Origin of the sequence: Klebsiella sp. WP8-S18-ESBL-06 (assembly GCF_014169755.1) — a bacterium.
GTDB classification, from domain to species: Bacteria; Pseudomonadota; Gammaproteobacteria; order Enterobacterales; family Enterobacteriaceae; genus Kluyvera; species Kluyvera ascorbata_B.
The window spans coordinates 1,955,477-1,970,438 of record NZ_AP022256.1; the positions used below are offsets into that span (position 1 = coordinate 1,955,477).

The window sequence follows — 14,962 nt, forward strand, 5'->3', positions numbered from 1 at the left end:
TGTCAGATGCTGTTGTTATCGTAATCCTGATTAGTTTTTTGCTGACTCAGGTAGCTTCATGACTGATATTTTTACTATATATATATGGGGGAACATAGTTTTCCCGGCACGTATAAAGATAATCAGACCACCACTGCATCATCGCTTTACGGGCTTCCAGATGTTCAGCTTTGTGGATATAAGCTATCCGCACGCTGTTGCGTTCCTGATGACTCATTTGGCGTTCAACAGCATCCTTCGACCAGAGTCCGGATTCCATTAAGGCGCTGCATGCCATTGCCCGAAAGCCATGGCCGCAAATGTCCATTTTTGTGTCATAGCCCATCAGTCGCAGTGCCTTGTTGACTGTATTTTCACACATTGGCCTGTAAGGGTTATGGTCACCGGGGAACACTAGTTCCAGATGACCTGAGATTTCCTCTACTTGTTTCAGGATAACGATGGCTTGCCGGGATAATGGAACAATGTGGGGCGTGCGCATTTTGGCTCCGCGTCCGGAATAACGAACACCGGGAAGAGCTTCGCGGGTAGCGGGGATGGTCCAGATACAGTTCCTGAAATCAAACTCGCTCCATCGGGCGAAACGCAGTTCACTGGAACGGATAAACAGGTGAAGGGTCAGAAGGACCGCTTGACGGGTTAACCCTCGTCCCTGCTGATAACCATCAATGCGCCCCAGCAATTCCGGCAGGCGTTCCAGCGGCAGGGCGGGGTAGTGGCGCTTAACGGGGGGCGCTGTCACGCCGTCAAGGTTTGCCGCCGGGTTGCTGTCAATGAATCCCTGATGAACCGCATGACGCATGATGTTACAGAGGTGCTGCCGCGTGCGGGACGCGACTTCCAGCAGACCTTTTTTCTCAATGCTTTTCAGCAGGTCAATGAAATGACGGGGTTTAAGTTCCGTGACGGACAGATGTCCGATAACCGGAAAAATATGATTGTGCATGCTGGCAAGCAGACGGTCAGCGGTATTCTGCGACCATTTTTTATTGCTTTTATGCCACGCCAGCGCCACTGTCTTAAAGACCTTTTCCGGTGAGCGGGCGGCTCTTTCGGCTATACGTTGCTGAGCGGGGTTAATGTTCTGCGCCAGCAACTTGCGGATACCGTCTCGTTGTTGCCGGGCGTCGGAAAGGGATACATCGGGATAAGCGCCTAAGCCAAGGCGGGATTCTTTACCGTTAATTCGATACTTAAGATACCAGAGACGTGAGCCGCCTGGATTGACCAAGAGGTATAGACCGTGTGAATCGGAGACTTTGAAGGATTTTTCAGAAGGCTTGAGACTGCGGATTTTCGTGTCGTTGAGAGACATATGGGGGTCACTCCATAATCGAACCAAACTGACCCCAAATCTGACCACCAAATTCTCCCGATGCGGAGGATAAAATCAAAATGCATCGGGAAGAGTTTTCACGCTAACCTGTTGAACCAACATCATATAATGATTCGCAAGGATGCATGAAAGCAGGAAATTGGCTCCTCTGACTGGACTCGAACCAGTGACATACGGATTAACAGTCCGCCGTTCTACCGACTGAACTACAGAGGAATCGTTGTGGAGTCGTATCTTAGCGGCGAAAAAACTTTTGTCAAACCCCAATTCACGCTTTGTGGTGCAGTTGCCTATTCCATCAACAATTTGTCGCCATTGCAGACAAAAATTAAGGAAAAATGTTTTGCAGGAACGCGGTTTCTCCCTCATCATTTGAAATGGAGTTTCAACTTTCAGAACTAAGGCCCATTTTGAACGTCACCGCCGTGCTTCGCCAGGCCGTCTCACGCACGCCCTGGTATAAAAAACGCAAAAGTTATCGAGTTCTCTTCTGGCGTGAAATCACCCCCCTTGCTGTGCCCATCTTTCTGGAAAATACCTGCGTTTTGCTGATGGGTGTACTGAGTACATTCCTCGTCAGTTGGTTAGGCAAAGAAGCGATGGCCGGCGTGGGCCTGGCCGACAGCTTCAATATGGTGATCATGGCGTTCTTCGCCGCGATTGACCTTGGGACCACGGTGGTGGTGGCCTTCAGCCTGGGCCGACGCGACCGGCGCAAGGCGCGGGCGGCGGCGCGTCAGTCGCTGGTCATCATGACCTTGTTCGCCATCGTGCTGGCGGCGGTGATTCACTATTTCGGCGCGGAAATTATCAATATTGTGGCCGGAGATGCCACGCCGGAAGTGAAAGCGCTGGCGTTAACCTACCTTGAACTGACCGTGTTGAGCTACCCGGCGGCGGCGATTGCCTTGATTGGCAGCGGTGCGCTGCGTGGTGCGGGAAACACCAAGATCCCGCTGATGATAAACGGCGGCATGAATATCCTGAACATTATGATCAGCAGCGTGCTGATTTACGGGGCCTTTGGCTGGGATGGCCTGGGGTTCGCCGGAGCCGGGCTGGGGCTGACGATTTCGCGCTATATCGGCGCGGTGGTGACTATCTACGTGCTGATGGTCGGCTTTAATCCGGCGTTGCGCATTCCGCTTAAAAGCTACTTCAAACCCCTGAACTTCGCCATCATCTGGGAGGTCATGGGCATTGGCATTCCGGCAAGCGTAGAGTCGGTGCTGTTTAACAGCGGCAAGCTGCTGACGCAAATGTTCGTCGCCGGGATGGGGACTGACGTTATCGCCGGTAACTTTATCGCTTTCTCGGTGGCGGCATTGATTAACCTGCCGGGTAACGCGCTGGGCTCAGCGTCGACCATTATTACCGGTAAACGTCTTGGTACCGGCCAACTGGCGCAAGCGGAGCGGCAGCTGCGCCATGTATTCTGGATGTCGACGATTGTGCTCACGGTGATTGCATGGGGAACCGCACCGTTTGCCGGACTGTTTGCCTCGTTCTATACCCATGAGCAGGATGTTAAAGACGTGGTGAAAATCCTGCTGTGGATGAACGCTGCTTTTATGCCTATCTGGGCTGCTTCGTGGGTGCTGCCAGCCGGTTTTAAAGGTGCTCGGGACGTACGCTTTGCGATGTGGGTGTCTATGCTGAGCATGTGGGGCTGTCGCGTGGTGGTGGGCTACGTGTTGGGTATCGTGCTGGGATGGGGTGTCGTCGGCGTCTGGATGGGGATGTTCCTCGACTGGGCCACCCGCGCCGCGCTGTTCTATCGCCGTCTGATTACCGGGCGCTGGGCGTGGAAATATGCGCCAGCGAAGAAAGAGGATGCCGCATAACCGCCTGATTGCGGTGAAAATCGGCAAAAAGTCAGTTTTCAACCTGATTGCAGATTAAATCAGCAAACGCGTAATTTTCTGCAAATCAGGCTTTGACAACCACGGGGCACCCCGATAATATGCGCCTCGTTCACACGATTCCTCTGTAGTTCAGTCGGTAGAACGGCGGACTGTTAATCCGTATGTCACTGGTTCGAGTCCAGTCAGAGGAGCCATTTTCAAGAAAGCAGACGTTCACTAACGTCTGCTTTCTGCATTTCTATCAATTGGTTATCCCCTCTCAGTCGTTCACCCTCGTTCATTAAAAACCACTCGAAGCCATATCATTTTGATGGTAAAAATGCTGGTAATGCTGGTTCGATTTCCCTTTTACCAACAAATGAGGGGGTGTTTTCATGTCACTGACTGATATTAAAGCAAAAAATGCAAAACCCCTTGAGAAGGAATACAAGCTTACTGATGGCTTTGGTATGTTCCTTCGTGTTACCCCTAAAGGTTCGAAATACTGGCAAATGGCTTACCGCTTCGAAGGGAAACAAAAACTCTTCTCTATTGGTGTTTACCCTGCAGTTTCTCTTTCTGACGCAAGACAACGCCGTGACGAGGCCAGAAGGCTTCTGGCTCAGGGTATTGACCCTAATGCAAAGAAACAGGCAGAGGTTAAAGAGCTTAAAGCCAAACGTGATAATACACGCTCCTTCAGAACAGTAGCCAAAGCGTGGTTCTCCACGAAAACAAAATGGTCTGATGATTATGGTGATGCCGTATGGAAGCGCCTTGAAACTTATGTCTTCCCGGTAATCGGTGACAAAGATGTTGCCGAACTGGATACGGGTGATCTGCTGGTTCCGGTGAAAAAAGTTGAGGCTCTTGGTTATCTTGAAGTTGCCATGCGCATTCAACAATACATTACGGCAATCCTGCGTCATGCCGTCCAGCAAAAGCTGATACGCCATAACCCAGCCTATGATATGGAAGGTGCAGTTCAGAAACCACAAACTGAACACCGCCCTGCACTTGAGCTGGAAGAAATACCCCAGCTACTGAACAAAATTGCCGAATACAAAGGCCGCAGGTTAACCATACTGGCAATACAGCTCAATCTGATGATTTTCATTCGTTCCAGTGAGCTTCGTTTCGCTCGCTGGTCTGAAATTGATTTCAAAAGTAAGTTATGGGTGATACCCGAACAGCGTGAAGCAATTGAAAACGTCAAACATTCGACTCGTGGTGCCAAAATGAAGCGTAAGCACTTCGTTCCCCTTTGTAAGCAAGCTATGAGGATACTAAAAGAGATCCGACAACTGACTTATGAAGAAGGCCATGATGATGGATTAATCTTCACTGGCTGTTATGACTCGTTTAAACCCATGAGTGAAAACACCATCAACAAAGCCCTGCGTAATATGGGATATAACACGAAGCAGGACATCTGTGGACACGGTTTCCGCACTCTGGCCTGTAGTGCCTTAATTGAGTCCGGGCTATGGTCAGAAGACGCTGTAGAGCTTCAAATGAGCCATAAGGAAAGCAACAGCGTCCGTGCTGCTTATACCCACAAGGCTAAACACCTTGATCAACGCCGTCTGATGCTCCAATGGTGGGCTGACTACCTTGATGCAAGCAGAAACGGTATGGTAAGGCCGTTTGAGTTTGCTTCAAATAAATAAAGGGAAAGGCCGTTCGCGGCCTTTCAACTTCATGCTTAATTACACTCTATGCTGAATATGATACTGAATCTTTCTCTATCACTAAACCAGCGATTTTTTCCAGCATTATTTCCCAGAGTGCGTATTTTCTTTTGTGCTCAATAAACAGGGATTTTAAATACTCTTCTGTAGAAGGGATTTTTTCAGTCCATGTAATATCTTTACTGTAATCAATGCTTTTTTTCATATCAGATGCTGCATAGGTGTAGTATTTACTCTGAGAACGACTGATACTGTCCTCTGCCAGAACTCTACGGAGCAAAGTTGCAGAACATGCATAACCATGCCTGTAAAGTTCACTCGATAAAGTACGAACAAAAGAACCGCGTAATAAAGACATCATCTCTGCGATTTCATTTTCACTCGCATTCATGACTTCAGAATCAAGTTTTCCATAACTATCTGTCCCGGACAAGAAAAGAATAACAAACGGAAAGCCTTTGTTCTTTGCTATGCCAGAGAACAAATCCAGTGAGTCATTATTTTTCTCTACCCGATTATAGATATTATAAAAAATAACATCACACCTGTTCTTAAATCCGTCTATACAAATTGTTTTTGCCTGCTGAATCTCGCCTTCTTCAATCAACGCCAGAGCCAACACCTCAGTCCATTTATCACGAAGCCCTGCCTGATCAACTGATTTATCTTCTTTGATTTTATTGAGAACCTGAATGGCTTCCTCAGTGCACAGTTCATCAACCAGCAACTCAGCAAACTTAATGATGTATTCTGGCTGGTTCAGTTTTCTTTTCTCAAAGCATTGCCTGATGAAATCAACATCCCTGATATACAGACTTAACTCAACAGCATAATTAACATCACCTGTCTTAAGAAGACTTTCCCTTAAAGCACGAATAACATTGTATCCCAGCTCTTTTTTATACTTATCAAAAATATCAAAGTTAAAATATACATCACCTTTAAGCACGGAAAGTATTTTATCCGCTATAACATCAATGCTTTTGTCTTTTTGTAGGGACAGGGATTTTAACCATGTTTCGACAGCACCATTATAATAGTCCATCCATGATCCATCTGATGTATCAGCAATTTCGCTGATTTTATCAAATGAGAGCAGTAAATTATGGCAAAACGCCTCGGTTTTTTCAGGCAGCGTTGATACCGTCTTTTCAAGTGGAAATATGACATTCCTGTATAGCCCCTCAAAAAAAACCGCTGCTTCATAATAATCATAAAAGCGTTTTGTTTTAATTACCCTTTTGTATTCAGCCTCAGCCTTTTTCAGTGATTCTTCTGGAGTTAACAGATATTTATTAATAATAAAGGATTTTGCCTGACCATTATTCTCTGCAATATCACAAATTATTTGCATGAGTTGATCGGCAGGCATTTCCTTGAGTAAAGCAAGTTGTTTCTTGTTCAGTTTAGCCATCATCACATCCTGATAATGTTTGGTAGACGCATAAAGCTAATTGTACTAATACAAGGACAGGACATTCAATAAATGCATTAACATAATGATTTAAAAAGAAATCTGTAGCACACTGTTCATTGATGAAATGCACTATTTACCGTAAAATATCCCCCATCACACAGTAACCTGATACAGATACGTGGAATGGTCAATGAACAAACTTTCGCCTAAAATGCCCGAACTGCAATCAATGAATATCACTGCCGATAACATCACCAAACTTAAATCATTGTTTCCTGAAGCTTTTAATGAAGACAGTGTTGATTTTGAGGTTTTAAAGCAGCTTTTGGGTGAAAATGTAGACGACAAAGAAGAACGCTATGGCCTCAACTGGCATGGTAAACGTCAGGCTCGTCAGCTTGCTCTTACCCCTTCCCGTGGCACCTTACGCCCATGTAAAGATGAAAGCGTTGATTGGGATAACACCAAGAACCTCATGATCGAGGGTGATAACCTTGAAGTGTTAAAACTTCTTCAAAAAAGTTATGCCGGAAAAGTTAAGCTTATTTATATCGATCCTCCTTACAATACCGGTAAAGATTTTGTCTATCCTGATAACTTCCAAGATAATATGAAAAATTATCTGGAGATTACTGGGCAAACAGAAGATGGCGTGCGTGTAAGTTCTAATTCAGAAACCAGTGGGCGTTATCACACAGACTGGTTGAATATGATGTATCCACGTATTAAACGGTAATGACTCCAATTTACTGATAGTGTTTTATGTTCAGATAGTGCCCGATGACTTTGTCATGCAGCTCCACCGATTTTGAGAACGACAGGGACTTCCTGCCCAGCCTTGCCAGATGCTGTCTCAGATTCAGGTTGTGTCGCTCAATTCGCTGCGTGTAACGCTTACTGATGACGTGCAGTTTTCCCTTCAGACGTGACTCATACATCGGCCAGCCGTCCGTCATCCATACCACCACGTCAAAAACTGACAGCAGGCTCAGAAGACGCTCCAGTGTGGCCATAGTGCGTTCACCGAAAACGTGGGCTACCACCGCCCTGCGTATCCTGTCATACGCGTAAAACAGCCAGCGCTGACGTGATTTTGCACCGACGTAGCCCCATTGCTCGTCCATCTCCGCACAGACAATGACATCACTGCCCGGCTGTATCCGGGAGGTTACTGACTGCGGCCTGAGTTTTTTAAATGGCGCAAAATGGTGTTGAGGCCCACGCCCATTAGTCGTGCGGTGGCACGGCAACCGACGCCGTTCATAGCCATATCAATGATTTTCTGGTGTGTACCGGGCTGAGAAGCGGCATAAGTGAAGGTGAGCTGCCATGTTTTACGGCAGTGAGAGCAGAGATAACGTTGATGCCCGGCAGTACTTTTGCCATTACGCATCACGCCTTCAGTAGCGGAACAGGAGGGACAGCAGACGGAGACTGAAGCCACGGGAGCACCTCAAAAACACCATTATACACTAAATCAGCAAGTTGGTAGCATCACCTATTAAACTTGCAAGAAATCTTCTCAAAGAGGATGGGTTTATATTTTTAAGCATTGATGACAATGAAGTCAATAACTTGAAATTAATGTGCGATGATATTTTTGGGCAAGAAAATTTTGTTGCCAATGTTATTTGGCAAAAAAAATATAGCACAAAAGCAGATTCAAAAAACTTTTCAGAGTCACATGACTATATTCTTTGCTACAAAAAATCAGACCAATCAAAAATACTCGGCTTACCAAGAAGTAAGCAACAAGAATCAACATACAAGAATTTAGATAATGACCCTAGGGGTGTATGGGCTTCAGATAATCTTCTCAGAACTGAAGTCAGAGATTATGCAGTTTTTGGTATCACATCCCCCTCGGGGATGGAACATTATCCTCCCGCTGGTAGTAGTTGGAGATTTAACAAGGATAAAATTGAAGAGTTAATTTCTGATAACAGAATATGGTTTGGCGAAGATGGTAATAACAAGCCGCGACTAAAAAGATTTCGCTCAGAGGTGAGAGACACTATTCCTCCACAAACTCTTTGGGGATTTGAGCATGTTGGGCACACAGATGAAGGTACAAAACAGTTAGCAGAACTATTTGATAGCACACGTTCACCATTTCCTAATCCAAAACCCGTGAGGTTGCTACAGCGGATTGTACAAATAGCGACCAAAGAAAATGATATTATCATGGATTTTTTTGCGGGAAGTGGTACTACAGGGCAAGCAGTGTACGAATTGAACGAGACGGATAAACAAGATAGAAAGTTCATTCTGGTTCAACTCCCTGAAACACTATCTAAAAGCAATAAGGAAGATCTTTCTGCAATCTACTTCTGCGAAGAGCTTGATAAGCCATTGTATCTATCTGAATTAACGAAAGAACGCCTCCGCCGTGCAGGTAATAAGGTTAAAGCAATTAATCCAGACTGGAATGGAGATACCGGTTTTCGTGTGTTTAAACTCGATACATCTAATATCCGTCCGTGGGAAGCCACAGCAGAAACCCTTTCAGAACAGATTGATGCCTATGTAAGCCCAATCCTTGAAGGCCGTAGTGAAGAAGATTTGCTCACAGAGTTAATGCTAAAGCGTGGCATTGACTTGAGTGTTAACATTGAAACCCGTCAGTTTGATGGATTAACCGTTTCTTGTGTTGACGGTGGAAAATTGTTTACCTGCTTTACCCGTCAAATCCCTGCCTCTTCTGTTGAGGCACTAACCAAAGGGATCATTGACTGGCATAAGAGTTTAAAAGCTGGCAAAGATACGGTCTGCTATTTCCTTGATGACGCATTTGAAAATAACGTTGCTAAAACAAATCTTTGCGCCATTCTGGAACAACATGGCCTGACTAACCTGCACAGCCTGTAAGGGAATGAGATGAAACTACATTTTGAATCTGACCTTACCTATCAGCAAAACGCCATAACTTCGGTCTGTGATTTGTTTGAAGGGCAAGAGAAATGGGAAAGCGAAATGACTGTGCTGGCCCCAGCTCAGGGTGCACTCTCATTTGAAGGCGCAACGGGTTCAATGCCTGTTAACCCACAAATACCCGAAGATGATGTACTGCTTAAAAATCTGAACAATGTTCAGTTAAAAAACCAGCTTCTACCTTCACCTGTCCTTGACAGTCATGATTTTACTGTCGAAATGGAAACAGGGACAGGTAAAACGTATGTTTATCTTCGCACCATGCTGGAGCTAAATAAACGCTATGGCATGAGTAAATTTATTATTGTGGTTCCTTCAGTTGCTATCAAGGAAGGCGTTTATAAAACACTACAAATCACTGAAGAACATTTCAAAAGCCTGTATGCGGGAGTTCCATACGAATACTATCTGTATGATTCGGCAAAACCTGCGGATGTTCGAAATTTTGCAACCAGTTCTGTTATGCAGATCATGGTAATGACTGTGGGTGCGATTAACAAAAAAGATGTTAACAAGCTCTATCAGTCCAGTGAAAAAACAACTGTGGACGATCTGGATAAGCCCATTGATTTAATCCGTGCTACACGTCCAATTATTATTGTCGATGAACCGCAAAGTGTTGACGGTGGCTTAAACGGTGCGGGTAAAACCGCACTTGATGCAATGCACCCTATGTTCACCTTACGCTATTCAGCAACACATATTCATAAACATCATATGGTGTACCGCCTTGATGCCATTGATGCTTACAATCAGAAACTGGTCAAACAGATCGAGGTTGCCGGGCTTGAAGTCCAGAATGCAAGCAACAGTCCTTATGTGAAACTGGTCAGTATTAATAGTAAGAAAAATGTTATCAGCGGTACTGTTCTTGTTGATATAGCCGATAAAAAAGGGAACGTAAATCGTTCAGAGATTACCGTATATGACGGTATGACACTCGATGTCGAAACAGGACGTGATATTTATCAGGGTTATCGGATAAGCGAGATCCGAACGGGCAAAGAGGGTTATCTTACACTGGAAACACCTTCTGATACCTACTATATGAAAGTCGGTGATGTCGTGGGGGATATTGACCCTATGCTCATCCAGCGTCATATGATCAGACGTACAATCCGTGAACATCTGGATAAAGAACTTCGCCTGAATACTCAGCAAATCAAGGTTCTTACCCTGTTTTTCATCGATAAGGTTGATTTCTACCGTCAGTTCACTGAAGAAGGACAACGTGAGCCGGGTGAATATGCCCGTATCTTTGAGGAAGAATACCTTAAAGCCATCAAAAGTCCTGCCTATAAAGATTTACTTCCTTCTCATCCAGAACATGCTAAAGACGTTCATGATGGTTATTTCTCCATTGATAAAAAAGGTGCATGGGCTGAAACAAGCGAAAGCAATAATGCAGGCCGCGAAAATGCGGAACGCGGTTATAACCTCATCATGAAAAATAAAGAGAAGCTTTTGAGTTTCTCGAATCCGGTGAGGTTTATTTTTTCACACTCTGCTTTGAAAGAAGGCTGGGATAATCCCAATGTATTCCAGATCTGTAGCCTCCGAGAGATGGGAAGTGAACGAGAACGTCGTCAAACATTAGGACGTGGTCTTCGCCTGTGTGTTAACCAAGAGGGTGAACGTGTTCGTGATGAAAGCATTAACATTCTGACTGTCGTTGCCAGTGAAAATTATGAAGCCTATGCCGAACGACTACAGAGCGAAATTGAGAACGAAACAGGCATCCGTTTTGGTATCATCGAAAAAGATGCGTTTGCCCATCTGATCTTCTCTGATTCCTCACAAGTTGTGGGTATCGCCGGTTCACATGAGATTTGGTCTGAACTACAGACCGAAGGTTATCTGGAAAAATCGGGGAAAATCACAAAAGCCCTGAAAGAAGTGTTATTCGAAGACACTTTTGTTGTTAGTGAGAAGTATGCCTCACTACAGGAACAAATTGAAACTATCCTGCGTAAATCAGCAGGGCGACTCAATATAAACAATGCTGATGAACGTAAAACAATCAAATACCGGAAAGAAGTCTTAAACAGCCCGGAATTCGAAGCGTTATGGCAGCGCATTTGTCAAAAAACGCTGTATCGGCTAGCATTTGATGAAGAAGAATTGATCAAATCCTGTACGAAATCACTTTCTGAAATGCAGCCTGTAGCAAAAGCAATGGTCAGTTTCAGCAAAGCAACAATCAAACAAAGTCAATCTGGCCTTGATGTTAAAGCTCTGTCTAATGGAACAACAAGCTCTGTAGTTGATGTTGCAGAGCAGCCATTGCCAGATATTCTTGGTGTTCTACAGGAAAAAACCGGACTGACAAGACGCAGTTTAAGCACCATCCTGAAAGAGAGTGGAAGACTCGCTGATTTTGCTAAAAATCCACAGCAGTTTATCAGTGAAGCTATAGGCCGAATCAACTACTGCAAACGCCTGTCAATTGTTGATGGTATTAAATATTATCCACTAAAAGGAGAGGTGTATGCGCAAAGTCTCTTTATGGATAAAGAGCTAACAGGATATGCCCGTAATCTTTTTGAAACCTCGTCTAAGTCAGTTTACGAATACGTTCCTAAAGATTCTGAAGTCGAAAGCCGTTTCGCTCAGGAACTCGAAGAACAGGATGAAGTTAAGCTTTATGTGAAGCTGCCGGGATGGTTTAAAATCCCGACGCCACTGGGAACCTACAATCCTGACTGGGCGTTAGTTATTGAAGACAATGGTGAAGAACATATTTACTTTGTTGTAGAGACAAAAAGTAAACACATTGGTCTTGGTCATGAAGAAGATGCGAAGATAGCCTGTGGAACTGCACATTTTAGTGCTTTAAAAGCAGAAAAAATCAATGCAGCAAAATATGTTCGAGCCACAGCCATTACAGAAATAATGAGCAGCCTTTAAATTATATAACTGGCCTTTTAGGAGGCCAGTTTATAATTTACAAAATTAAAACATAAAAAATACACATTCAGTTTTATTTTGTCTTCCGTTGCTAGCTACAGCTATAGTAACCCTATACTCAGAAAATTTCTTATGAAAATTCGATATGATATTATAACCTTATATTTCAATCAAAACAAGATGCTCTATCCCATGTAAGAACACCAGCCTTCCAATTTGTAACCCTCATTTCTAACATCCATATGTCGCCTGAACGATAAACAATAGAGTGTTTAGTTACCATATCAGTAGATTGACCGCCTGAAAAAACACAAAGGAGGTGTTTTCCAAGATTTAATGTTTTATAAACATCACCACCTCCAGTTGTGGAAGATTCAAATACAACACTGTATATATTTTCATTAAATTTAAATTTTGCCCATAACCCATTAACACAACTTAATGCCGAACCTTCATCATCTCTCCCTTGTAAACCATTAGGTGAGCAACCACCGCCAGTGGATACTTTCCCATTTATATAAACAAACTCACCTGCATTTATCCTTCCATCAGAATTTATGTTTCCATTTGAATGGATGTAATTAGAATTAAGATTTCCTGATGCCCATACGTATTGAGCATTCACCTGATGACCAGCATTGATATCATTAGAGGCATAAATATTACCAGAACTATTCATATAAGCATTTACAGCTCCTCCCGAACCTGTTCCTACTGTTCCAGCGGCATATACATCAAGTGTTCTTAAACCACCACCCCAGCCAGATGGTAACTCATTTGGATCGTACCCCATTAAACCAAGCCTTTGATCTATTTTGGCATTTCTATTAACTTGTAATACTGTTGTATAATTTCCTGCAGATGGTGAATATAAAGTTAATGGTTTTGCCGTTCCTAAACGTATTTCATAGTCTCCACCATAAGCATCGCCACCAAAACCTATAGCGTCCCCATATCCATTCTTAGCCCACACCCAATTACCGGCTGAAATATTACCGTCCGCATCAATTTTTCCAGTAGCTTTAATGTTTCTTGCTTGTAGGTCGCCTGTCGTCGTAATGTTGCCAGTGGCATTGAGCGCGGCGACATTGTTAATATTATGCCCATCTAAGTTTAAATCGCCAGTCATGGGCAAGGTTCCATCCCGTCTTAAATATACAGAATATAACGCACTATTAAAACCAACTCTAAATGCTAACTGTCCAGCGGATGTAATATTATTAAAATTAGCAGACGTTTCTGACCATTGACCACTATGCCCAGAAGCAATAGATGTTGTTTTAGTCATACCGCTATCTATACCAGCGGTTTGCATGGCATTCCCTAATAAATCATAACGTGTTTTTCCGCCTTCAATCCATGCCGTCGATGTCGTTATAAGACCATTAATAACAAAGTTAGGTGAAGTTCCATCTCGTTTTAATATGATTTTATACGAGGATTTATTAGCATTAGTGCCTGTGTAGGTTGAAGGTAGCAAACCTTCGTTAATCAATGTCTGGTAAGTAATTTCACATACTGAACCTGAACAGGTTCTTGGCCCCGGATCGGTTCCTGTTCCGGCAGCATTGGATAAGGTTGATAATTTATCATAACGGATATTTATATAGCCATTAACTGCTTCACCGATCTGTTTCATTTGTTGACCGACAGTAGAAGCCATTATACTCTCCTGTTCATTTTTCATATCCTGAAACTTCATAAAAGCCACCATCGTCCCAACACCTAAAACAAGAGTTAATTCTAAATAGCTGCGCCTAATACCGCTACACTTTTGCCTGACCATGTTTTCCTCCGGGGAATGGGCTGGCGGTTTCCATAAAATGGCGGACCTTTTTCAGTAACTGCCACATTGAGCGGCACTGATGATTACGGGTTATCGTGTCATGAAGTGCCTGCCATAGCCGTTCCACATGATTCACCCACGGCGAGTAAACCGGCTGGTAAATTACCCTGAACTTGGGATTTGCTTTCAACCAGCGCTGTGTTTCGCGGCTTTTATGGATAATGTAGTTATCAACGATCAGCGTGATTGTTTTCGCCCGCCGGTAAGTGGCTTTCAGGTGCTTCAGCAGAGCGATAAACAGCGCTGAACTTTTGCTGTTGCCGCCCACGTAGCTGACTTTACCCGTGCCACTGTGCAGTGCGCCGGCCAGATAGTATTTTTCGTTCTGCCCCGGCGTCACTACCCGTTTCTGCTGTCCGCGCAACTGCCAGTCCGCACCGATTTTAGGATTAAGGTGAATATCCACTTCATCTTCATAAATACCGGATGCTCTGCGTTGCATTCATCCAGCGCTTTGTGGATTACCGCCATCTTTTCATCTTTATGTGGGTCACGGATGCGCAGAGTTGGCGCGGCCCTGCGCCATACAAGCCCCGCAGATGGCAACCAGCGGCGAACGGTTCCTGCATGTAACTGGCAACCGGTTATCTCATTGATTTTTATTGCCAGTAATTCGGTGCTCCAGCGTGAACGTTGATAACCAAAATCGCCGGGAGAATGCTTTATCAGCTCACGTAACAGGGTGCAGATATGTTCAAAAGGCCAGCGTCGGGAGCGCCCTGCGGGTAAGGATTTCAGGCCTTCAATACCTGAGTGCGTAAACCAGTTAATCCAGCGACCAACGGATGAACGGGCACAACAGAGAGTTCTGGCAACATCGCTGACCCGTTCACCCCGATGAAGCATCAGCATGGCCGTGAGTCTGCGGGCATGATTTTTATCGCGCGTTTTATGAATAGCTTTCTGCATCAGGCGTCGTTCGCCACGGGGTATTGGTGCTATGATCGGCATCGCTCAGTCCGGTTGGTGGTTTTGGTTGGTTTGGCGAAT

Annotated in this window: 8 protein-coding genes, 2 tRNA genes and 3 pseudogenes; 7 read left to right on the forward strand and 6 right to left on the reverse strand. The window is 44.5% G+C overall.

Annotated features, from left to right (window positions below):
* Positions 1-46 precede the first annotated feature (46 nt).
* Both H7R76_RS09165 and H7R76_RS09170 read right to left on the reverse strand, forming a co-directional pair.
* Positions 47-1,315, reverse strand: coding sequence for a tyrosine-type recombinase/integrase (locus tag H7R76_RS09165; RefSeq protein ID WP_003030858.1), 1,269 nt, complete (start codon positions 1,313-1,315; stop codon positions 47-49).
* Between the two features lie 161 nt (positions 1,316-1,476).
* Positions 1,477-1,552, reverse strand: a tRNA-Asn gene (locus H7R76_RS09170).
* Positions 1,553-1,558: 6 nt separating this feature from the next.
* Here H7R76_RS09170 and H7R76_RS25130 point away from each other — a divergent pair.
* From H7R76_RS25130 to H7R76_RS09185, 4 genes are all read left to right on the forward strand, one after another.
* Complete coding sequence (locus H7R76_RS25130) at positions 1,559-1,738, forward strand: DUF5951 family protein (RefSeq protein ID WP_219906275.1); 180 nt, start codon at positions 1,559-1,561, stop codon at positions 1,736-1,738.
* Positions 1,714-3,180, forward strand: coding sequence for an EmmdR/YeeO family multidrug/toxin efflux MATE transporter (locus tag H7R76_RS09175; RefSeq protein WP_106930020.1), 1,467 nt, complete (start codon positions 1,714-1,716; stop codon positions 3,178-3,180). The genes H7R76_RS25130 and H7R76_RS09175 overlap by 25 nt, the downstream gene beginning before the upstream one ends.
* Positions 3,181-3,319: 139 nt before the next feature.
* A tRNA-Asn gene (locus tag H7R76_RS09180) sits at positions 3,320-3,395 on the forward strand.
* 180 nt (positions 3,396-3,575) lie between these two features.
* On the forward strand, positions 3,576-4,850 hold the full coding sequence (locus tag H7R76_RS09185) for a tyrosine-type recombinase/integrase (RefSeq protein ID WP_001751368.1): 1,275 nt from the start codon (positions 3,576-3,578) through the stop codon (positions 4,848-4,850).
* Between the two features lie 46 nt (positions 4,851-4,896).
* On the opposite strand, the gene H7R76_RS09190 is transcribed toward H7R76_RS09185, so the two are convergent.
* The gene (locus H7R76_RS09190; protein ID WP_064163478.1) at positions 4,897-6,285 is read right to left on the reverse strand and encodes a hypothetical protein; all 1,389 of its coding nucleotides are present in this window, start codon (positions 6,283-6,285) and stop codon (positions 4,897-4,899) included.
* Positions 6,286-6,478: 193 nt separating this feature from the next.
* On the opposite strand from H7R76_RS09190, the pseudogene H7R76_RS09195 reads away from it, so the two are divergent.
* Positions 6,479-7,018, forward strand: a pseudogene (locus tag H7R76_RS09195) (site-specific DNA-methyltransferase); the annotation flags it as partial.
* Positions 7,019-7,034: 16 nt separating this feature from the next.
* Here the strand turns inward: H7R76_RS09195 and H7R76_RS09200 are convergent.
* Positions 7,035-7,732, reverse strand: a protein-coding gene (locus H7R76_RS09200; RefSeq protein WP_223174630.1) for an IS1 family transposase whose coding sequence is annotated in 2 segments (ribosomal slippage) — positions 7,035-7,483 and positions 7,483-7,732 — 699 coding nt in all. Because the reading frame shifts where the segments join, the coding sequence is not laid out codon by codon here.
* A 56-nt stretch (positions 7,733-7,788) separates the two neighbouring features.
* On the opposite strand from H7R76_RS09200, the pseudogene H7R76_RS09205 reads away from it, so the two are divergent.
* Positions 7,789-9,156, forward strand: a pseudogene (locus H7R76_RS09205) (site-specific DNA-methyltransferase); the annotation flags it as partial.
* Positions 9,157-9,165: 9 nt separating this feature from the next.
* Complete coding sequence (locus H7R76_RS09210; RefSeq protein ID WP_182967567.1) at positions 9,166-12,126, forward strand: type III restriction-modification system endonuclease; 2,961 nt, start codon at positions 9,166-9,168, stop codon at positions 12,124-12,126.
* A gap of 166 nt (positions 12,127-12,292) precedes the next feature.
* On the opposite strand, the gene H7R76_RS09215 is transcribed toward H7R76_RS09210, so the two are convergent.
* Both H7R76_RS09215 and H7R76_RS09220 read right to left on the reverse strand, forming a co-directional pair.
* Complete coding sequence (locus tag H7R76_RS09215) at positions 12,293-13,912, reverse strand: shufflon system plasmid conjugative transfer pilus tip adhesin PilV (RefSeq protein ID WP_182967569.1); 1,620 nt, start codon at positions 13,910-13,912, stop codon at positions 12,293-12,295.
* Positions 13,893-14,923: pseudogene (locus H7R76_RS09220) on the reverse strand (IS630-like element ISEc33 family transposase). The gene H7R76_RS09215 and the pseudogene H7R76_RS09220 overlap by 20 nt, the downstream one beginning before the upstream one ends.
* Between the last annotated feature and the right edge of the window lie 39 nt (positions 14,924-14,962).